Origin of the sequence: Pseudomonas sp. BIGb0164 (assembly GCF_024810135.1) — a bacterium.
Lineage (GTDB): Bacteria > Pseudomonadota > Gammaproteobacteria > Pseudomonadales > Pseudomonadaceae > Aquipseudomonas.
The window spans coordinates 263,794-285,629 of the sequence record NZ_JANUEA010000004.1; the positions used below are offsets into that span (position 1 = coordinate 263,794).

Annotated in this window: 14 protein-coding genes and 1 pseudogene; 9 read left to right on the plus strand and 6 right to left on the minus strand. The window is 61.6% G+C overall.

The genetic code is table 11. The features are described from left to right. The first annotated feature begins 123 nt into the window (after positions 1-123). Both M2394_RS12585 and msrA read left to right on the plus strand, forming a co-directional pair. Entirely contained in the window at positions 124-2,817 is a 2,694-nt protein-coding gene (locus tag M2394_RS12585; protein ID WP_178918627.1) for a bifunctional diguanylate cyclase/phosphodiesterase, read from the plus strand. 73 nt (positions 2,818-2,890) lie between these two features. Then, positions 2,891-3,538 carry a peptide-methionine (S)-S-oxide reductase MsrA gene (gene msrA, locus M2394_RS12590; protein ID WP_178918626.1) on the plus strand — a complete coding sequence of 216 codons (648 nt, stop codon included), beginning with the start codon at positions 2,891-2,893 and terminating at the stop codon, positions 3,536-3,538. A gap of 97 nt (positions 3,539-3,635) precedes the next feature. Here msrA and M2394_RS12595 read toward each other — a convergent pair whose 3' ends face one another. Then, positions 3,636-4,472, minus strand: coding sequence for a 23S rRNA (adenine(2030)-N(6))-methyltransferase RlmJ (locus M2394_RS12595; protein WP_060755160.1), 837 nt, complete (start codon positions 4,470-4,472; stop codon positions 3,636-3,638). A gap of 249 nt (positions 4,473-4,721) precedes the next feature. On the opposite strand from M2394_RS12595, the gene M2394_RS12600 reads away from it, so the two are divergent. Next, complete coding sequence (locus M2394_RS12600; RefSeq protein WP_259172698.1) at positions 4,722-5,999, plus strand: O-acetylhomoserine aminocarboxypropyltransferase/cysteine synthase family protein; 1,278 nt, start codon at positions 4,722-4,724, stop codon at positions 5,997-5,999. Here the strand turns inward: M2394_RS12600 and M2394_RS12605 are convergent. Then, positions 5,985-6,701 carry a DUF4123 domain-containing protein gene (locus M2394_RS12605; RefSeq protein WP_259172699.1) on the minus strand — a complete coding sequence of 239 codons (717 nt, stop codon included), beginning with the start codon at positions 6,699-6,701 and terminating at the stop codon, positions 5,985-5,987. The genes M2394_RS12600 and M2394_RS12605 overlap by 15 nt on opposite strands. A gap of 38 nt (positions 6,702-6,739) precedes the next feature. Next, the gene (locus M2394_RS12610; protein WP_259172700.1) at positions 6,740-8,740 is read right to left on the minus strand and encodes a type VI secretion system tip protein VgrG; all 2,001 of its coding nucleotides are present in this window, start codon (positions 8,738-8,740) and stop codon (positions 6,740-6,742) included. Positions 8,741-8,927: 187 nt separating this feature from the next. Here M2394_RS12610 and M2394_RS12615 point away from each other — a divergent pair, with 187 nt between their 5' ends. Continuing rightward, complete coding sequence (locus M2394_RS12615; RefSeq protein ID WP_178918622.1) at positions 8,928-9,416, plus strand: DUF2165 family protein; 489 nt, start codon at positions 8,928-8,930, stop codon at positions 9,414-9,416. 78 nt (positions 9,417-9,494) lie between these two features. Here M2394_RS12615 and putP read toward each other — a convergent pair whose 3' ends face one another. Further along, complete coding sequence (gene putP / locus M2394_RS12620) at positions 9,495-10,979, minus strand: sodium/proline symporter PutP (protein WP_178918621.1); 1,485 nt, start codon at positions 10,977-10,979, stop codon at positions 9,495-9,497. A gap of 460 nt (positions 10,980-11,439) precedes the next feature. Between putP and putA the strand changes: the two genes are divergently transcribed. Both putA and M2394_RS12630 read left to right on the plus strand, forming a co-directional pair. Further along, positions 11,440-15,393, plus strand: a complete 3,954-nt coding sequence (gene putA, locus M2394_RS12625) for a trifunctional transcriptional regulator/proline dehydrogenase/L-glutamate gamma-semialdehyde dehydrogenase (RefSeq protein ID WP_259172701.1) — start codon at positions 11,440-11,442, stop codon at positions 15,391-15,393. A gap of 227 nt (positions 15,394-15,620) precedes the next feature. After that, positions 15,621-17,423: an acyl-CoA dehydrogenase gene (locus M2394_RS12630; RefSeq protein WP_259172702.1), complete on the plus strand. Its 1,803-nt coding sequence runs from the start codon at positions 15,621-15,623 to the stop codon at positions 17,421-17,423. Here the strand turns inward: M2394_RS12630 and M2394_RS12635 are convergent. Together M2394_RS12635 and M2394_RS12640 are read right to left on the minus strand one after the other, a co-directional pair. Then, positions 17,420-17,713: a cell division protein ZapA gene (locus M2394_RS12635; protein ID WP_176997197.1), complete on the minus strand. Its 294-nt coding sequence runs from the start codon at positions 17,711-17,713 to the stop codon at positions 17,420-17,422. The genes M2394_RS12630 and M2394_RS12635 overlap by 4 nt on opposite strands. Beyond that, positions 17,710-17,940, minus strand: a complete 231-nt coding sequence (locus M2394_RS12640) for a hypothetical protein (RefSeq protein WP_176997198.1) — start codon at positions 17,938-17,940, stop codon at positions 17,710-17,712. Before M2394_RS12640 ends, M2394_RS12635 begins: the two co-directional genes overlap by 4 nt. A gap of 293 nt (positions 17,941-18,233) precedes the next feature. Between M2394_RS12640 and M2394_RS30475 the strand changes: the two are divergent. The 3 genes and pseudogenes from M2394_RS30475 to M2394_RS12650 form a co-directional block, all read left to right on the plus strand. Then, a pseudogene (locus M2394_RS30475) lies at positions 18,234-18,989 on the plus strand (MCP four helix bundle domain-containing protein); the annotation flags it as partial. Next, positions 18,981-19,844 (plus strand): methyl-accepting chemotaxis protein, encoded by an 864-nt coding sequence (locus M2394_RS30480; RefSeq protein WP_370879629.1) that lies wholly within the window; start codon positions 18,981-18,983, stop codon positions 19,842-19,844. The pseudogene M2394_RS30475 and the gene M2394_RS30480, both read left to right, overlap by 9 nt. 233 nt (positions 19,845-20,077) lie before the next feature. Continuing rightward, positions 20,078-21,820 carry a potassium/proton antiporter gene (locus tag M2394_RS12650; protein ID WP_259172704.1) on the plus strand — a complete coding sequence of 581 codons (1,743 nt, stop codon included), beginning with the start codon at positions 20,078-20,080 and terminating at the stop codon, positions 21,818-21,820. Positions 21,821-21,836: the final 16 nt, after the last annotated feature.

Below are 21,836 nucleotides of genomic sequence, written 5' to 3' on the forward strand. Positions count from 1 at the left end.
TTATAGCACTTAGCCTTCATCCTCTCTTGTCAGCCCGCGCCGCATGATGCAACCTTGCCGCAGGCAACAGAAAAGAGGGCGTGAGCCCGGCGCCGTGCGCGTAATTTCAAGTGAGTTCCCCCCATGAAAAGCCAACCCGATGTCGCCCGTATGGCGGCCGAGGTCGTGACGCAGTTACCGGTGCCTTCGCGCCTCGGTATGCTGCGTTTCGAGCGGCTTAATGAGGCGAGTTGGGCCCTGCTGTACCTCGACCCCAATTGCGAGCGCCAATTCGGCCTGCCGGCAGTCGAGCTCTGCGCCCTGATCGGCACCCCCTACGCCAGCCTGATGGAACCCCAGGCGCGGTATCAGTTGCACGACACCATCCAGCAACAACTGACCCAGAGCCCCCATTACCTGGTGCGCTACACCCTGCACACCAGCGACGGCCCCCTGAGCCTGCTGGAAATGGGCGAAGCCTACAAACAGCACAATCGTCACTTGTTGCGCGGTTACCTGATGGTGGTTGACGGCCTGTTCAGCGAAATGCCCTACGTGGCCCCGAGCGCCGACCTGGAAAACCAGAACAGCCGCCTGCAGATCGCCCTGGAGCTCAACCAGCGCGCCCAACAGGAACAGCTGCAGCACCTGGAGCGGGTGCGCGCCCAGCAAGAGTTGATCCTGCTGCTGGCCCGCCAGCGCTACACCACCAACAATTCGCTGCAAGAAGCCGCCGAGCTGATCACCCGCAGCGCCTGCGATATCTATGAGATCGATTGCGCCAGCATCTGGAACCTCGAAGGCCAGCGCCTGGTGCCGATCTCGGCCTATCGCCAGGCCGACCAGCAGTACCATTTGCCCGAAGCCATCGACGCCAGTGGCTTCCCGGATTACCTCGAAGCCCTGCAGACCAGCCGTGCCATCGACGCCACCAATGCCCTGCGCGACCCGCGCACCCGGGAAATGGCCGAGAGCCTGCGCGACAAAGACATCCACGCGATGCTCGACGCCAGTATCCGTGTCGACGGCCAAGTCGTCGGCGTGTTGTGCCTGGAACAGGCCGGCAGCCCGCGCGCCTGGCAGGCGGACGAAATCGCGTTTGCCGGCGAGCTGGCCGACCAGTTTGCGCTGGTGATCAACAACCACAACCGCCGCACCGCCACCAGCGCCCTGCACCTGTTCCAGCGGGCGGTGGAGCAAAGCGCCAACGCCTTTCTGCTGGTCAACTGCGACGGCGTGGTGGAGTACGTCAACCCGAGCTTTACCGCGATCACCCAGTACAGCGCCGAAGAAGTGCACGGCCACCGCCTGGCGCAACTACCGGCGCTGGAGAACCTCAGCGAGCTGCTGTTCGATGCGCCGTCAAGCCTGGCCAAGAGCAACAGCTGGCAGGGTGAGTTCAAGAGCCGGCGCAAGAACCTGGAACCCTACTGGGGCCAGCTGTCGATTTCCAAGGTGTATGGCGACAACCGCGAGTTGACTCACTACATCGGTATCTACGAAGACATCACCCAGACCAAGTTGGCGCAACAGCGCATCGAACGCCTGGCCTATACCGACAACCTGACCAACCTGGGCAACCGCCCGGCGTTCATCCGCAACCTTGATGAACGCTTTGCCCGCGACAGCGACAGCCCGATCAGCCTGCTGCTGGTGGACATCGACAACTTCAAGCGGATCAACGACAGCCTCGGCCACCAGACCGGCGACAAGCTGCTGATCAGCCTGGCGCGTCGCTTGCGCAACAGCTTGAGCGCGGGCGGCAGCCTGGCGCGTTTCGCCAGTAACGAATTTGCCGTGCTGCTGGACGACACCGACCTGGAAAGCGGCCAGCAAGTCGCCAGCCAGCTGCTGACGACCCTCGACAAGCCGATGTTTGTCGACAACCAATTGATCAGCGTCACCGGCTCCGTGGGCCTGGCCTGTGCGCCGCTGCATGGCCGCGACCCGCAGACCTTGATGCGCAACGCAGGCCTGGCCCTGCACAAGGCCAAGGCCAACGGCAAACACCAGGTGCAGGTGTTTACCGAAGCGTTGAACGCCGAGGCCAGCTACAAGCTGTTCGTGGAAAACAACCTGCGCCGCGCCCTGACGCAAAACGAACTGGACGTGTTCTACCAACCCAAGCTGTGCCTGCGCAGCGGTCGCCTGCTGGGCATGGAAGCGCTGCTGCGCTGGAACCATCCGGAAAAGGGCATGATCCGCCCCGACCAGTTCATCAGCGTGGCCGAAGAGACCGGGCTGATCATCCCCATTGGCAAATGGATCGCGCGCCAGGCCTGCCGCATGAGCAAGCAACTGAGCGCCGGTGGCATGGGCAATCTGCAGGTGGCGATCAACCTGTCACCCAAGCAGTTCTCCGACCCTGACCTGGTGGCCTCGATCGCCACGATCCTCAAGGAAGAACAACTGCCGGCCAGTCTGCTGGAACTGGAATTGACCGAAGGCCTGCTGCTGGAAGCCACCGAAGACACGCGCCTGCAGCTTGATCAATTGAAGAGCTTTGGCCTGACCCTGGCCATGGACGACTTCGGCACGGGTTACTCGTCGCTGAGCTACCTGAAAAAATTCCCCATCGACATCATCAAGATCGATCGCAGCTTTATCCACGAGATCCCGGACAACCAGGACGACATGGAAATCACCTCGGCGGTGATCGCCATGGCCCACAACCTCAAGCTCAAGGTGGTGGCCGAAGGTGTCGAAACCTCCGAGCAGCTGGCGTTCCTGCGCCGACACCGTTGCGACGTGGGCCAGGGCTACCTGTTCGACCGCCCGATCCCCGGTGCAGAGCTGCTGGAGAAGCTTAAACGCTACCCACGCGGGCCAATTGCCTGACAGCGCTGTAACACTCGGGCACACTGCCTGTCTGAATATTTACCGCTAACCCAACCTGACGAGAGGACTGATCATGGTCTTGCGCTCGGAAATTCTGGTGAACAAAAACGTGCTGCCTACTCAAGAACAAGCTTTGCCGGGCCGTGAAACGCCGATGGCACTGCCAGAGACACACTTCGTCAACGGCAACCCACTGCTCGGTCCGTTCCTCGATGACGTCGGCTTTGCCATCTTCGGTCTGGGCTGCTTCTGGGGCGCCGAGCGGCGGTTCTGGCAGCGCGATGGCGTGGTCAGCACCGTGGTCGGTTATGCCGGCGGCTACACGCCGAACCCGACCTATGAAGAAGTCTGCTCGGGCCTGACCGGCCACAGCGAAGTGGTGCTGGTGGTGTACGACCAGGCCAAGGTGAAATACGAAGACCTGCTGAAGATGTTCTGGGAACTGCACAACCCGACCCAGGGCATGCGCCAGGGCAACGACATCGGCAGCCAGTACCGCTCGGTGATCTACGCGACCACACCGGAACAATTGGCGGCAGCGCAGGCCAGTGCCGAGGCGTATCAGGGTGAATTGACCAAGGCCGGCTTGGGTGTGATCACCACGGAAATCGAAGAAGCGCCGACGGTGTACTTCGCCGAGGCGTATCACCAGCAGTACCTGGCGAAGAACCCGCAGGGCTATTGCGGGATTGGCGGTACGGGCGTGACCTGCCCGATCTGAAGCCAAAAGCATCGCGGGCAAGCCCGCTCCCACCTTGGAATGCATTCCAAATGTGGGAGCGGGCTTGCCCGCGATAGCGCTTCTGACGGGTAACTGTTTACTCGGCGATCAGCCAATCCATCTGCCACCCACCCTGGGTCTGGCCCAGCTTCTTGGACAGCCACGGCAGCAGCTCGCGCAATTCCTCTTCCAGGCCCCACGGCGGGTTGGCAATCGCCAGGCCCGAGCCGGTCAGGGTGTTGGGCGTGTCCAAGGGATGCACCAGCAGCTCCACGCGCAACAACTTTGGCGCACCGGTACCGGCCAGGTCCTGGTAGAAACGACGCAACATGCGCTGGTCCTTCACCGGGTACCAGATCGCCGCGACGGTCTGGCGCATGCGGCCGACCGCTTCCTTGAGCGATGCCGCGCACCGCTGCATCTCGTCGAGCTTCTCGAACGGCGGATCGATCAGCATCAACGCGCGTTTTTCCGGCACCGGCAGTAAGGCACGCGGCACATGCCAGCCTTCGCCCAGGTGCACTTTGACGCGACGGTCGCCCTTCATGTTGTCCTTGAGCAACACGCCGTCGTCCGGGTGTTTCTCATTGAGCAGCACACGGTCCTGAGGGCGTGTCAGCCGACGCGCCAACTCCGGCGAGCCCGGGTAGTAGCGCAACTGGCCATCCGGGTTCATCTCGTGCAGCACGCGCATGTAGTCGGCGGTCAGGGGCGGCAGGTCGCTTTCGCCCCACAGGCGCGCAATGCCTTCCAGGTACTCACCGGTGCGGTTGGCCTGGTCACCCTGCAGGTCATACAGGCCGATGCCGGCATGGGTGTCGAGGTAGGCGAACGGCTGCTCCTTGCGCGACATCAGGGCGATGAGGCGGGTCAAGGTCAGGTGTTTGAAGACATCGGCGTGATTGCCGGCGTGAAAGGCGTGACGATAATTCATGGTTGCTCCTGCGCAGGGGGCGAAGTTTACCTTCTACAAGGGCAAAGGTGCAGGGCTGCGTGTCGGGCGGGGCATATGCCGTAAACGGAGGCGGAATGCTTAAAACGGTCTAATCGGTTATGGGGGAGCGGGCTTGCCCGTGATGCGAGTGGCGGGGTATTACCTGCACACCGCGCTGATGCTATCGCCGGCAAGCCGGCTCCTACGGTGTAGGGGCGCCCATGGAATCCAAGGAGGTCAGTCACCATCATGAAAGACGCTACCATCGCCCTGCACCACGGCTTCACGTCGGACCCGACCACCAAGGCCGTCGCCGTACCGATCTACCAGAACGTGGCCTTCGAATTCGATAACGCCCAGCACGGCGCCGACCTGTTCAACCTCGACGTGCCCGGCAATATCTACACACGCATCATGAACCCCACCAACGACGTGCTGGAGCAGCGTCTCGCCGCCCTCGAAGGCGGTATCGCAGCACTGGCCGTGTCGGCCGGCAGCGCCGCGATTCACTACGCGATCCAGACCCTCACCCGCGCCGGCGACAACATCGTCACCACGCCACAACTGTATGGCGGGACCTACACGCTGTTCGCCCATTTGCTGCCCAGCTTTGGCGTCGACGTGCGCTTCGCCCGCAACGACTCCGCCGAAGCCATCGCCGAGCTGATCGACGACAACACCAAGCTGGTGTACTGCGAAAGCATCGGCAACCCGGCTGGCAATATCATCGACCTGGAAGCCCTGGCAACGGTGGCTCACGCCCGTGGCGTGCCTTTGGTTGTGGACAACACCGTGGCCACGCCGATCCTGTGCAAGCCCATTCGGTTCGGCGCCGATATCGTGGTGCACTCGGTCACCAAATACATTGGCGGCCACGGCAACTCCCTGGGCGGTGTCATCGTCGACAGCGGCACCTTCCCCTGGGCCGACTACCCGGAGAAATTCCCCGGCCTCAACAACCCCGAGCCGGCCTACCACGGCGTGGTCTACACCGAAAAATTCGGCCCCGCCGCCTTCATCGCCCGCGCCCGCACTGTGCCACTGCGAAATACCGGCGCAGCCCTCGCCCCGATGAACGCCTTCCTGTTGCTGCAAGGCCTGGAAACCCTGGCCCTGCGCATGGAGCGCCACACCGAAAACGCCCTGAAGGTCGCGCAGTTCCTGCAAGGCCACGCCGGTGTGGAATGGGTCAGCTACGCCGGCCTTCCAGACCACCCTCACCACGAGCTAGCGCAGAAATACCTGCAAGGCAAACCGTCGGCGATCCTCTCGTTCGGCCTCAAAGGTGGCTACCAGGCCGGCGTGCGCTTCTACGACACGTTGCAGATCTTCAAGCGCCTGGTGAACATTGGCGATGCCAAGTCCCTGGCCTGTCACCCTGCCTCCACTACCCATCGGCAGATGAACGAGGCAGAGCAGGCCAAGGCCGGTGTGAAACCGGAAATGATTCGCCTATCAGTGGGCATCGAAGCCATCGAAGACTTGATCGAAGACCTGCAACAGGCGCTGACTTCAACTCAGCTCTGAGGTCAGGAAGTCGGCCAGCGCTTCATGGCTGATACCCGGCGAGCGCACGAAATAGGCGACCTTGTGCTGCAGGGTCGTCGGCGTGAAGGCGGTGTAGAGGTCGGGGCGCTGCTCTTCGAGCCATTGCAGCAGGTTGTCGATCAGGGTGCGCGGTGATTGCTCGGCCAGGTGCTCCAGTAACAGCGCAGGCACTGTCCACCAAGGGCTGGTTTTCGCAGCGGTGTCCGGGCCAGTCGTCGTAGTCAGCGACTGGCCATTGATCAGGTAGCGCTGGAAAACCGGCAATATTTCAGCCCCACATTGCTGAATGATCGGCAAAGTCTGGGCCCCATCCCAGAAACGCAGGAACACCTCCTGGCCGTCGGGCAGGTAGACCTTCGTGAGGCTTTGCAAATGCGCAGCCACGGTTTGCAACGAGCTGGACGATACCGCTAGCCAACCCCAGTCGGTTGATCCGGTATTGGCTATCCAATCGAGGAAGGGGCTGCCGGGCTCTACGGCGACGACATACGGCATCACCTCACGCCACTCGGCATAGGCCGTGCCCGCCCAGATCGATTCTGGTGCCATCCCCTCTGACACTGTTCGCCAGGCCTCCAGAGGCTTGGCGTCGCTGGCATTGCCCAGAACCGCAAAGAGTTGTTCCTCAGGTTGCAGAGGATGCTGTGCCAGCCAACCGCGGGGAGCCAAAGGTTGATCCATGGGGGTAAATTCCTTTTCGAGTTGGGTGGCTTGCTGTGTCATGGGATATCGCACTGCCCGTTCCTGCAACGCTCGCACTCCTCGCAAAACGGCGCACTGCGCTTCAGGCTGGCCACTTGTACCGCGCTGAGCGGTACGGGTATCACCGCAAGCAGTTTCTCCGTGAGTCCAGGCTTCAACGGCGAAGCGCCCACGGCGGGCGCCCCGCCCAGCATGATCGGCACGCTGCTGAATATCCCTGCCGCCGACAACGTGATCGACTGCCCCCCGGCCTGAATCGTCACGATGGCGCCCGCGTCAATCACGACGCTTTGCCCTGCACCGATCTGGATGGTTCGCCCCGCACGCATCTGCTGCGAACCGCCGATCACCAAGTGGTCATCCTGCTTGAGCTCAGTCAGGCGATTACCGTGGGTAATGCGCTGCTCCTCGCCCTGCAATTCATGGTGCGACTCACCGCCCACCTTCACCTGGCGCCGGTTATCCACCTGCACCTGCTGGTCATTCAGCACATGCTGGGTCCAATCTCGCTGGGCGCGCAGGTAGATTTCCTCGGCACCTTTACGGTCTTCAATGCGCAGTTCGTTATAGCCACCACCGCCAGGGCTGCTGTGGCTGCGCCAGATACTGCGGGTCTTTTCCGCAGGCAGGTCGAGGGGCACCGGGGTCGCCGCGTTGGGCAGGCACCCCATCACCACCGGCATGTCCAGGTCGCCATTGACGAAGCCCACCAGCACTTCCATCCCAACCCGTGGAATAAGCACCGAGCCGTAGCGGTCATGCGCCCACCCGGTGGCCACTCTCAGCCAGCAACTGGAATGTTCGTTGTGCTCCCCAGCGCGATCCCAAGCCATTTGCACTTTGACCCGGCCGAACTCGTCACAGTGGATTTCGCTGTCACCAGGGCCGGTGACCACGGCATGTTGATATCCGGCTACAGCCGGTCGCGGTTGCTCGGGCATCGGAGGACGAAAGATCACATCCCAAGGCGCGGCAACAAATTCATTGCGATAACCCTGGCGAAAATCACTGCCCGCTACTTCAGTCACCGCTTCTTCCAGCACCTGAGGCTGCTTGCCGTCGTGAGTGACCTGCGTCACCAGCCACAAGTCATTCCACGCTTCACGCGGGTGGCCCGCAAGCTTCAGAAAACGCCCGCACAGCAAGGCCGGTTCATCACCCTCGCCGCGGGCCACTTGATAGTCACGGCGGTGACGTTCAAGGCCACGTTGCGCGAGGTACTTGCCATGGGCGCGGTCGCTGAAATAACCGGGATAGTCCTGGGTTTCGAGGCTAGGAAGCTGCTCGCCCGCCACAGCGCTTTCCAGTGACAGGCGCGGCTTGCGGAAGTCATAGTCCCTCAGGTTCAGCGCCGTGGTACGGGTTTCCAATTGCACCGCAAAACGCTTGATCGCCGGTGTATCGGCCACCATCCCTGAACCGGGCATGTAGGGCGTGGTGTGATCGGCCTGGGCAAATACGGCCTGGTCATCACCGAACACCAGCAAGTGCCGTTCGGCTGAATGCTGGAAGTGATAGTGAATGCCCAGCTCGGCACACAACCGCTGGATGAAGGCCAGATCAGTCTCACCGAACTGCACGCAGTATTCACGCTCCAGGTAGGTGCCACTCAGGCGGAACTCGAAGCGGTCGCTCTGAATACCCTGCCCCGTCAAGACCTGCGCAATAATCTGCGGCACGGTCTTGTGCTGGAAAATACGTTGGCGGCTGCTGTGGGCCAAGTACGCCAATTGCGGCACAAGGCTGATCTGGTAACGCGTAAGGCGACGCCCGGAGTCGCCTTGCGCCACCCGGTAAACCTGGCCATGAACACCGTGCCCTCGGTCATCAAAGCCCAGGTACACCTGGCGATGCAGCAGGCTTTCAAGGTCAAGATCAGGCTGTTCGCTGACCAGTTCCAGGTCGAAACAGTAAGGCTGACTGATGGCTTCGGTGCCGGTGAAAGCGAACACCTTGAGCTCACTGGGCTCTCCATCGACGGTCAGGGTAAAGGCACTTTGATTGGCAGGAGCGAACATCCGGTGTTTCTCTGCGAAGGGTGGGCGACCGATTCTGCACCAGCTTTGCCCGGGCCTGAGCGGGCTGCTGGAAAATCAGTTGCGTCCTACGTTTGGAGTGCCTAATTCTTCATGTGCGAGGCGTCGTAGACACCTCGACGCCGTGCTAGCGTAACTGCCCCTCTTCGCACAATTGCCGGTAAAGAACATGGGTACACGCTACGCAAAAATCACACTGGTCCTCGCCCTTGCCGCCTTCGCCAGCCTGGTGGCGTTCAACAACATCACCGACTACGGCTCCAACTTTGCCTTCGTCAAACATGTGTTGAGCATGGACACCACGTTTCCCGGCAACGCCGCCATGTACCGCGCCATCACCACGCCCTGGCTGTGGCACGGCGCCTACGGCCTGATCATCCTCGGTGAAGCCCTCACTGCGCTGATGCTCTCTTGGGGTGCGTTGGCGTTGTGGCGCACCCGCCAAGGCAGCGCTGCCGAATTCAACCGTGCCAAGGTACGCGCCACCACCGGCCTCGCCCTCGGCTTCGTGGTGTGGTTTTTCGGTTTCATGGTGGTGGGCGGTGAATGGTTCTTGATGTGGCAGTCCCACCAATGGAATGGCCAGGAAGCGGCCTTCAAGTTCTACATGGCGATTGTGGGCGTGCTGATCTTTCTCAACCAGCCGGACACGGATTGAACCGACCATAAAAAAAGGCCCGCCATCCGTAGGATGCGGGCCTTTTTTTCAACTCAACGGACGCTCGGCGCCCGAGGATTACTTGTTGAGGTTGTAGTCTTTTTCCGCAGCATCAAAACGCGCAACCATGCCTGCCGTCGGCGCGCCCAGCTTGCTCACGAAGTAGATCGCCAGGCTGGCAAAGATGAAGCCCGGGATGATTTCGTACAGCCCCAACAGGCTGAAGTGTTTCCACACGATCACAGTGATCGCACCCACCAGGATGCCGGCCAATGCGCCGTTGCGGGTCATGCCTTTCCAGATCACCGAGATCAGGACGACAGGGCCGAAGGCCGCACCAAAACCGGCCCAGGCGTAGCTCACCAGGCCCAGGACGCGGTTGTCCGGGTTGGCAGCCATGGCGATGGCGATCAGGGCAACCACCAGCACCATCGCACGGCCGACCCATACCAGCTCAAGCTGGGAGGCATTCTTGCGCAGGAAGGTTTTGTAGAAGTCTTCGGTCAGGGCACTGGAGCACACCAGCAGCTGGCAGCTCAAGGTGCTCATCACGGCAGCCAGGATGGCCGACAGCAGCACGCCGGCGATCCATGGGTTGAACAGCAGCTTGGCCAACTCGATGAACACACGCTCGTGGTTTTCGGTGACCGGGCCCGCCACTTCCGGATGGGCCGAGAAGTAGGCGATACCGAAGAAACCCACCGCGACGGTGCCGCCCAGGCACAGGATCATCCAGGTCATGGAAATGCGACGTGCATTGGCGATCGACTTCACCGAATCCGCCGCCATGAAACGCGCCAGGATGTGCGGCTGGCCGAAGTAACCCAGGCCCCAGCCCATCAGCGAGATGATGCCGATGAAGGTGGTGTTCTTCAGCATGTTGAAGTTGTCGGGGTTCTTGGCTTCGATGGCCAGGAACGTGGTGTCGACGCCACCAGTGGCCAGCAGCACGATGATCGGCGTGAGGATCAGCGCGAAGATCATCAGGGTGGCTTGTACGGTGTCGGTCCAGCTAACGGCCAGGAAACCACCGACAAAGGTGTAGGCAATCGTCGCCGCAGCGCCGGCCCACAGCGCCGTTTCGTAGGACATGCCGAAGGTGCTTTCGAACAGACGGGCACCGGCCACGATGCCCGAAGCGCAGTAGATGGTGAAGAACACCAGGATCACGACGGCGGAGATGATCCGCAACAGGCCGCTTTTATCTTCGAAACGGCTGGAGAAGTAATCCGGCAGTGTCAGGGCGTCGCCGTTGTGCTCGGTCTGCACCCGCAGGCGACCGGCAACAAACAGCCAGTTGAGGTAGGCACCGACGATCAGGCCGATGGCGATCCAGCTTTCCGACAGGCCGGACATGTAGATCGCGCCTGGCAAGCCCATCAACAACCAGCCACTCATGTCGGAAGCGCCGGCGGACAAGGCCGTCACCACGCTGCCGAGGCTGCGACCGCCCAGGATGTAATCGGAAAGGTTGTTGGTGGAGCGATAGGCCATGAAGCCGATCAGCACCATTGCTGCGATGTAGATCACGAACGTGATCAGGGTTGGATTACTAACGCTCATAAGAGTGACGCCCTGGCTTTGTTTTTATGTAGCAGCGGTCTGTGAGACGGCTACCCACTGGAAGTAGGTAGACGTAGCGGTGTGCCGCGCATTTATGACTGACGTTTCCCCAGGAAAGCCGTCAGCCGATGAACCGGCTCGTTGAGTCGGTTGCACCTAGGGCGCGAATGCTATTCAACAAAGCAAATAAGGTGCAACCAGTTTCGTGAGAATAAGTTGCACCTTGATGTGAAATACAGCAAACACCCCGTTTTTGCTCCTTTTCGGAGCAAGAACAGCCGATCTCAGAAGTAAATGCACCAAGGCAGAGCGGAATCCGTCGACCTCACATTATTTTCCCGATCACGATCAAAAATTTCCTGAATAAAAAGGGTTGCACCCGGTTGCACCTCCTCATGGGCAAAGCTAATCTTGCCGCCAGCAGATGCCACTCGGTAGTGGCACCCATGAGGATAAGAAAATGGCGACAACCACCCTTGGGGTCAAACTCGACGACCCGACCCGCGAGCGCCTGAAAGCTGCCGCGGCCTCCATTGATCGCACGCCCCACTGGCTGATCAAGCAGGCGATTTTCAATTACCTGGAGAAACTCGAGGGTGGTGCAACCCTGACCGAGCTCAACGGTTTGAGCACCAAGGACGCCGACGACGCAGGCGAAGTCCAGACCGACCACGCCCACCAGTGCTTCCTTGAGTTCGCCGAAAGCATCCTGCCGCAATCCGTGTTGCGCGCCTCGATCACCGCCGCTTACCGCCGCCCCGAGCCGGAAGTGGTACCGATGCTGATCGAACAAGCCCGTCTGCCCGCACCGATGGCCGAAGCCACCAACAAGCTGGCCGCCTCGATCGCCGAAAAACTGCGTAACCAGAAAAGTGCTGGCGGCCGTGCCGGTATTGTTCAGGGCCTGCTGCAAGAATTCTCCCTGTCGTCCCAGGAAGGCGTGGCACTGATGTGCCTGGCCGAGGCGCTGTTGCGCATCCCGGACAAAGGCACCCGCGACGCACTGATCCGCGACAAGATCAGCACCGGCAACTGGCAGCCGCACCTGGGCAACAGCCCGTCGCTGTTCGTCAACGCCGCCACGTGGGGCCTGCTGCTGACCGGCAAATTGGTCGCCACCCACAATGAAGCCGGCCTGACATCGTCCCTGAGCCGCATCATTGGCAAGAGCGGCGAGCCGATGATCCGCAAGGGCGTCGACATGGCCATGCGCCTGATGGGCGAGCAGTTCGTCACCGGTGAAACCATCGCCGAAGCCTTGGCCAACGCGAGCAAGTTCGAAGCCAAGGGCTTCCGCTATTCCTACGACATGCTCGGTGAAGCTGCACTTACCGAACACGACGCACAGAAATACCTGGCCTCGTACGAACAAGCCATTCACTCCATCGGCAAAGCGTCCCACGGCCGTGGGATTTATGAAGGCCCGGGCATCTCCATCAAGCTGTCGGCATTGCACCCACGCTACAGCCGCGCGCAGTACGAACGCGTGATGGATGAGCTGTACCCACGCCTGCTGTCCCTGACCCTGCTGGCCAAGCAATACGACATCGGTTTGAACATCGACGCCGAAGAGGCCGACCGCCTGGAGCTGTCGCTGGACCTGCTCGAGCGCCTGTGCTTCGAGCCGCAACTGACCGGCTGGAACGGCATCGGTTTCGTGATTCAGGCCTACCAGAAGCGCTGCCCATATGTGATCGACTACGTCATCGACCTGGCGCGCCGCAGCCGTCATCGCCTGATGATCCGCCTGGTAAAAGGCGCGTACTGGGACAGCGAAATCAAGCGCGCCCAGGTCGAAGGCCTGGAAGGCTACCCGGTGTACACCCGCAAGGTGTACACCGACGTGTCCTACATCGCCTGTGCACGCAAACTGCTGTCAGTGCCGGAAGTCATCTACCCGCAGTTCGCCACACACAACGCCCACACGCTGTCGGCCATCTACCATATTGCCGGCCAGAACTATTACCCCGGCCAGTACGAGTTCCAATGCCTGCACGGCATGGGTGAACCGTTGTACGAGCAGGTTGTAGGCAAGGTCTCCGATGGCAAGCTGAACCGTCCGTGCCGCGTGTACGCTCCGGTCGGCACCCACGAAACCCTGCTGGCTTACCTGGTGCGTCGCCTGCTGGAGAACGGCGCGAACACCTCGTTCGTCAACCGCATTGCCGACCAGTCCATCTCGATCCAGGAGCTGGTGGCCGACCCGGTAGCCAGCATCGAGCAAATGGCTACGCTGGAAGGCGGCTTCGGCCTGCCGCACCCACGCATCCCGCTGCCGCGCGACCTCTACGGCAGCGACCGCGCCAACTCGGCCGGTATCGACCTGGCGAACGAACACCGCCTGGCGTCGCTGTCCTGTGCCTTGCTGGCCACCGCTCACAACAACTGGAAAGCCGCGCCGATGCTCGGTTGCGCCTCCAGCGAGCAACCGGCGGCACCGGTACTGAACCCGTCCGACCTGCGTGATGTAGTCGGTCACGTACAAGAAGCCACCGTTCAAGACGTCGACAACGCTATCCAGTGCGCCATCAGCGCCGGCCCGATCTGGCAGGCCACCCCGCCCGCCGAGCGCGCCGCGATCCTCGAACGCGCCGCCGACCTGATGGAAGGTGAGATTCAGCCATTGATGGGCCTGCTGGCTCGCGAAGCTGGCAAGACCTTCGCCAATGCCATCGCCGAAGTGCGCGAAGCCGTGGATTTCCTGCGCTACTACGCAGTGCAGGCACGCAACGATTTCACCAACGATGCCCACCGCCCACTGGGCCCGGTGGTCTGCATCAGCCCGTGGAACTTCCCGCTGGCGATTTTCAGCGGTCAAGTGGCCGCCGCACTGGCCGCCGGCAACCCTGTATTGGCCAAGCCTGCCGAGCAGACTCCGCTGGTCGCCGCACAAGCCGTGCGCATCCTGCTGGAGGCCGGCATTCCGGAAGGCGTGCTGCAACTGCTGCCTGGCCAGGGCGAAACCGTCGGTGCCCGCCTGGTAGGCGATGATCGTGTCAAAGGCGTGATGTTCACTGGCTCCACCGAAGTGGCGCGCCTGCTGCAACGCAATGTCGCCGGTCGCCTGGATGCCCAGGGCCGCCCGATCCCGCTGATCGCCGAAACCGGCGGCCAGAACGCGATGATCGTCGACTCCTCGGCGCTGACCGAGCAAGTGGTCATCGACGTGGTGTCCTCGGCCTTCGACAGTGCCGGCCAACGTTGCTCGGCCCTGCGTGTACTGTGCCTGCAGGAAGATTCGGCAGACCGCGTGATCGAAATGCTCAAGGGCGCCATGGCGGAATGCCGCCTGGGCAACCCGGAGCGCCTGTCGGTCGATATCGGCCCGGTGATCGACGCCGAGGCCAAGGCTGGCATCGAGAAACACATCCAGGCCATGCGCGACAAAGGCCGCAACGTTTATCAAGTTGCGATTGCCGACGGTGAAGAGATCAAGCGCGGCACCTTCGTGATGCCCACCTTGATCGAACTGGAAAGCTTCGACGAACTGCAACGGGAGATCTTCGGCCCGGTGCTGCACGTGGTGCGCTACAAGCGCAAAGAGATCGACCAGCTCATCGGCCAGATCAATGCGTCGGGCTACGGCCTGACCTTGGGTGTGCACACCCGCATCGACGAGACCATCGCCAAGGTGATCGACAACGTCAACGCCGGCAACGTCTACGTGAACCGCAACATCGTGGGTGCCGTGGTGGGCGTGCAACCGTTCGGCGGCGAAGGCCTGTCGGGTACCGGCCCGAAAGCCGGTGGCCCGCTGTACCTGTACCGCCTGCTGTCGACGCGTCCTACAGATGCCATCGAGCAATCCTTCGTCCGTGGCGATGCATTGGCCGCACCGGATGTGCGCCTGCGTGACGCCATGAGCCAACCGCTGACCGCCCTCAAAACCTGGGCCGACAGCAATAAGTTCAGCGACCTGAGCGCCCTGTGCAGCCAGTTCGCCGCACAGTCGCAAAGCGGGATCACCCGCCAACTCGCCGGCCCGACTGGCGAGCGCAACAGCTACGCCATCCTGCCCCGCGAGCACGTGCTGTGCCTGGCGGAAGTGGAAGGCGATCTGCTGACGCAACTGGCGGCGGTATTGGCCGTGGGGGGTTCGGCAGTATGGCCGGAGACTGACCTGACCAAGGCCTTGTTCCCACGTCTGCCTAAAGAGATTCAGGTGAAGATCAAGCGCGTGGCCGACTGGACCAAGGATGAAGTGGTGTTTGATGCGGTTCTGCACCACGGCGATTCCGATCAATTGCGCGCGGTGTGCCAGCAAGTGGCACAGCGTGGCGGTGCGATTGTCGGGGTGCATGGTTTGTCCCAAGGCGAGACAGCGATTGCGCTGGAGCGTTTGGTGATCGAGCGTGCGTTGAGCGTCAACACCGCTGCAGCAGGCGGTAACGCCAGCCTGATGACCATCGGCTAACTGTAAAAACGCGGTAAACCCTGTGGGAGCTGGCTTGCCTGCGATAGCGGTGGGTCAGCGACAGAGATGTCGACTGGCACTGCCTCATCGCAGGCAAGCCAGCTCCCACATTTACAGCTCCCTGCCTCCCATCCGCGTTTTGCCCCTCCATCACCCAGATCAATCTTGCTATCCAGCCTCTATTCGCACACTTAAACTCGGCCCTATTCCCACATAGGTAAGCCGCCATGTCCGAGACGCTGCTCAGTTCCCGCAATCTGGCTTTCGAGCTGTACGAAGTCCTCGATGCCGAGGGCCTGACCCGGCGCGAGCGGTTTGCCGAGCACAATCGCGAGACCTTCGATGCGGCCATCAGCACGGCGCGCAGCATCGCGGAAAAGTACTTCGCACCGCATAACCGCAAAAATGACGAGAACGAACCGCGCTTCGAGGATGGCAAAGCGGTCCTCATCCCTGAAGTGAAACCCGCCGTGGATGCCTTCCTCGAAGCCGGTTTTCTCAACGCTGCCCGCAGTTTCGAAGCCGGTGGCATGCAGTTGCCAACCTTGTTGTCCCAGGCCTGCTTCGCGCATTTCCAGTCGGCGAACGCCGCATCCACGTCCTACCCGTTCCTGACGATGGGCGCCGCCAACCTGATTGAAAGCTTCGGCACCGACGATCAGAAACAACGCTTCCTGCAACCGATGATCGACGGCCGTTTCTTCGGCACCATGGCGCTGACCGAACCCCATGCGGGCTCGTCACTGTCGGATATTCGTACACGCGCAGAACCCGCGGCTGACGGCACTTATCGTCTCAAGGGCAACAAGATCTTCATCTCGGGTGGCGACCACCCGCTGTCGGAAAACATCGTGCACATGGTGCTGGCCAAACTGCCGGATGCGCCGCCCGGGGTCAAAGGCATCTCGCTGTTTATCGTGCCCAAGTTCCTGGTTAACGACGACGGCAGCCTGGGCGCACGCAACGATGTGTTGCTGGCGGGCCTGTTCCACAAGATGGGCTGGCGCGGCACCACGTCCACCGCGCTGAACTTCGGTGATAACGGCAACTGCGTCGGCTACTTGGTAGGCAAGCCGCACCAAGGCTTGAGCTGCATGTTCCAGATGATGAATGAGGCGCGCATTGGCGTGGGCATGGGCGCGGTAATGCTCGGCTACGCCGGCTACCTCTATTCACTGGAGTACGCCCGCGAACGCCCACAAGGCCGCCTGCCTGACAGCAAAGACCCTACTACGGCACCGGTCTCGATCATTCAGCACGCCGACATCAAACGCATGCTGCTGACCCAAAAAGCCTACGTCGAAGGCTCTTTCGACCTGGGCCTGTACGCCGCGCGCCTGTTCGACGACACCACCACACTCGAGACCGAAGCCGAACGCAAGCAAGCCCACGAACTGCTGGACCTGCTCACCCCTATCGTCAAATCCTGGCCGTCGGAGTTTTGCCTCAAGGCCAACGAGCTGGCGATCCAGATCCTCGGCGGCCATGGCTACACCCGCGAATACCCGGTGGAACAGTATTACCGCGACAACCGCCTGAACCCGATTCATGAAGGCACTCACGGCATTCAATCCCTGGACTTGCTGGGGCGCAAACTGGCACAGAACGGCGGCGCAGGCTTGAAGCAACTGATCAGGCTGATCGCCGAAACCGGCGCCCGCGCCCAGGAATTCCCGAGCCTCACCACGCTGAGGGAGCCGCTGGAACAGTTGGTCAACCGTCTGCAAAGCGTCACCCTCGGTCTGCTGACGGACCTGGCCCACGGCAAGGTCAACAGCAGCCTGGCGAACTCGGCGTTGTACTTGAAGGTATTCGGGCACACGGTGATCGGCTGGCGCTGGCTGGAGCAGGCGATCCGCGCCGAAGAAGGGCTGGCCAAGGGCAATGCGGCCGACGTGGCCTTCTATAAAGGCAAGCTCCAGGCCGCCCGTTACTTCCTGACCTGGGAAGTACCGGGCTGCCATCATGAACTGGCGATTCTGGAGGCACGCGACGATACGTGCCTGGGGATGCAGGATGAGTGGTTCTAAGGCTGTCCGATCGCCTTGGAAATCACATCGACCGTGGCGCTGACTTGCTCTTGGTAACGGTCGAGTTCCTGTTGGTGAGCCTGTTGCATTTCGATCTGCTCGGCGCACAGGTTCAGCGCGGCCAGTACCAATAATTTGTCACCGATCAGCGTCGGGTACTTTTTCTTGGTGGTGGCCAGGGAGGCCTTGAGCATGGTCACGGCGTGCATCAGGGTCAGTTCTTCCCCGGCTGGCGCCTTGATCGAGTAATCCTCTCCGAGAATCGAAACGACCTTTATCCCTTCGTTCATGCGCTGACAGGCCCTGCACTCACGCGCTCAACCAGCGCCTGGATGCGCGCGGCGGTGGCGCTGTGCTTTTCTTCCTGCTCCATCAGGTTCAGTTGCAGGCTGTCGTTTTCATCCTTGGCACGGGCCAGTTCGGCCTTGAGGGATTCGTTGCTGCCCAGCAGGTCCTGATTCTGCTGTACCAGGTCGCTGACCAGTTGTTCCAATTGGCTGAGGGATGCTTCTAACATTTTGATTTCTCGGGCTTTTTCAAAGGGCGGTGACGATAAAGAAAATTCACCTCGGATGCCAGGGTTATCCCCGGCGCACAGCCCGTTTTTTAAGGGCCGGGCCGTACTTTCAAGCCTTAGTGACTGCATTTACCGGATCTGGTTCCTGAATCCGCCCAACCCCTCGTCAGATGCGACAAAAGCGCGCGCCCCCTTAAGACTTTAGTCGTATGGCCGATACGACATGCACACCCCGTCTCATGGCCGCACGGATCGCGCTTCTCCCCCAGGATTCCCGCATGTCACTTCGTAATATGAATATCGCCCCGAGGGCCTTCCTCGGCTTCGCGTTTATTGGTGCGTTGATGTTGTTTCTCGGTGTTTTCGCCCTGAACCAGATGAGCAAGATCCGCGCCGCCACCGAAGACATCACCCTGACCAGCGTGCCCAGCATTCGCGCCCTCGACGAGTTCACCCAACTGACCCTGCGCCTGCGGGTGCTGTCGTACCGCTTGCTGACCAACCGCGAACCGGACGTTCAGCAAAAGACCCTGGAAGCCTTCGATATGCGCAACCAGCAGATCCGCACCGCCCAGGGCATCTACGAGAAGCTGATCGACAGCGGCGAAGAGCGCGCGACCTACGATGAATATGTACGCCTGCTCGGCCAATACCATCAGATCGAAGCACGCATGAAGAGCCTGTCCCAGGCCAATCAAGTTGAAGAACTGCGCGCCTTGCTCAACAGCGAACTGCTGGCCAACTCCGAGCAGGTCAACGCTGTGCTGACGCGCTTGGTGGACATCAATAACAAGATGGCCAACGCCACCAACCAGCAAGCCGAAGACCAGTACAACATGGCCTTTGACCTGGTCGTGGGCCTGCTGATTGTTGCCACCGTGCTGACACTGCTGTTCGCCTGGCTGCTGACTCGTAGCATTACCCAGCCCATCTCCCAGGCGCTTGAAGCGGCGGAAGAAGTCGCCGAAGGTAACCTGACCCGTCCGATCAAGGTCGATGGCAACGATGAGGCCGGCCGCCTGCTCGCCGCCATGGCCAAGATGCAGGACAAGCTGCGCGACACCCTGCAACGCATCGCAGGTTCCGCCACGCAACTGGCGTCTGCCGCTGAAGAGCTGAACGCGGTCACCGACGAAAGCGCCCGGGGCCTGACCCAGCAGAACAATGAAATCGAACAGGCCGCCACCGCCGTCAACGAGATGACCAGCGCTGTCGAAGAAGTCGCACGCAACGCAGTGAGCACCTCCGAGGCATCGCGCAACGCCACCACCTCCGCCGGCGACGGTCGCGACCTGGTGCAGGAAACCGTCAGCGCCATCGAGCGCATGAGCGGCGATGTGCAAGCCACCGCGACCTTGATTGGCGACCTGGCCAACGAGTCCCGCGATATCGGCAAGGTGCTGGATGTGATTCGCGGCCTGGCCGACCAGACCAACCTGCTGGCCCTCAACGCCGCCATCGAAGCGGCCCGCGCCGGTGAAGCCGGCCGTGGGTTTGCCGTGGTGGCCGACGAGGTCCGTGCATTGGCCCATCGCACCCAGCAGTCCACCAGCGAAATCGAGCGGATGATCGGCAGCATCCAGGCCGGCACCGAACACGCGGTGGACTCGATGCGCAACAGCACCGAGCGTGCGGAATCGACGTTGAACATCGCCAAAGGTGCAGGGATGTCCCTGGACACCATCAACACGGCCATTGTCGAGATCAACGAACGCAACCTGGTCATCGCCAGCGCGGCCGAGGAGCAGGCCCAGGTAGCGCGGGAAGTGGACCGCAACCTGGTGAACATCCGCGACCTGTCGGTGCAGTCGGCCACCGGCGCCAGCCAGACCAGCGCGGCGAGCAGCGAGTTGTCGCGCCTGGCGGTGGACCTGAACGGGATGGTCGGACGCTTCCGCCTCTAACTGACACACCTCGGTCAAAAATGTGGGAGCGGGCATGCTCGCGAATACGGTGTTTCAGTCAGCATATTTCTAGCTGATGTACCGCATTCGCGAGCAAGCCCGCTCCCACATTGGATCTACACGAATCAGAAAAAGCTTTTTGACAGCGCAGCAATTCAACAGGTTAGAATCGCTGGCACGCAGACTGCATGGTCAGTTTGCGTCTCGTCCTTATTGCTCATGGAGTACTGCCTTTGAATGCGACGACCATCAACAGCCTGTTCTTGATCGGCGCGTTGCTGGTGGGTGCGAGCATTCTGGTGAGTTCTCTTTCGTCCCGCCTGGGGATCCCGATCCTGGTGATCATCCTGGCCGTGGGCATGGTCGCCGGCGTCGACGGCGGCGGCATCATCTTCGACAACTACCCGACCGCCTACCTGGTGGGCAACCTCGCACTGGCCGTGATCCTGCTCGACGGTGGCCTGCGCACACGGGTGGCGAGTTTCCGCGTGGCACTCTGGCCGGCGTTGTCGCTGGCCACGGTGGGAGTATTGATTACCACCGGCCTCACCGGCATGGCCGCCGCCTGGTTGTTCAACCTCAATATCATCCAGGGCCTGCTGATCGGCGCCATCGTCGGCTCCACGGACGCCGCGGCGGTGTTCTCGTTGCTCGGCGGCAAGGGCCTGAACGAACGGGTCACCGCCAGCCTGGAAATCGAGTCCGGCAGCAACGACCCGATGGCAGTGTTCCTTACTGTCACCCTCATCGACATGCTCGCCAGCGGCCAGACCGGCCTGCACTGGAGCCTGCTGACCCACCTGGTGCGCGAGTTCGGCATCGGGGGCATCGTCGGCCTGGGCGGCGGCTGGCTGATGCTGCAGATGGTCAACCGCATCAACCTGGCCACCGGCCTGTACCCGATCCTGGTGATCGCCGGCGGCCTGGTGGTGTTCGCGCTGACCAACGCCCTGCACGGCAGCGGCTTCCTCGCCGTGTACCTGTGCGGCCTGGTGATCGGCAACCGCCCGGTGCGCAGCCGCCACGGCATTCTGCATATGCTCGACGGCATGGCCTGGCTGGCACAGATCGGCATGTTTTTGGTGCTGGGCCTGCTGGTCACGCCCCATGACCTGCTGCCGATTGCCCTGCCGGCGCTGGGCCTGGCGCTGTGGATGATCCTATTTGCGCGGCCGCTGTCGGTGATGGTCGGCCTGCTGCCGTTCAAGGCGTTCCACGGTCGCGAAAAAGCCTTTATCGCCTGGGTCGGCCTGCGCGGTGCGGTCCCGATCATTTTGGCGGTGTTCCCGCTGATGGCCGGCCTGCCCCACGCACAGCTGTACTTCAACCTGGCGTTCTTTATCGTGCTGGTCTCCCTGCTGGTGCAAGGCACCAGCCTGCCGTGGGTGGCCAAGCTGCTGAAAGTGACCATACCGCCAGACCCGGCGCCGATCTCCCGCGCAGCCCTGGAAGTGCACGTCACCAGCGAGTGGGAGCTGTTCGTCTACCGCCTGGGTGCGGAAAAATGGTGCATCGGTGCGGCCCTGCGCGAGCTGAAAATGCCCGAAGGCACGCGGATCGCGGCACTGTTTCGTGGCCAGCAACTGCTCCATCCGTCGGGTAGTACGGTGCTGGAAGTCGGCGATTTGCTCTGCGTGATCGGCCACGAACACAACCTGCCGGCCCTGGGCAAACTGTTCAGCCAGGCCCCGCAACGGGGTCTGGACCTGCGCTTCTTCGGCGACTTCGTACTCGAAGGCGACGCCCAGCTGGGCGCGGTTTCAGCCTTATACGGCTTGAAGCTGGAGGGCATCGACCCGGACATGCCATTGAGCAGTTTCATTACCCAGAAAGTCGGCGGCGCGCCCATCGTCGGCGACCAGGTGGAATGGAACAACACCATCTGGACCGTCGCGGTCATGGACGGGAACAAGATCGGCAAAGTCGGCGTCAGATTCCCCGAAGGAAGTCGCCCGGGCCCCGGACTCTTCCTCTAAACTGCGGAGCGACAAT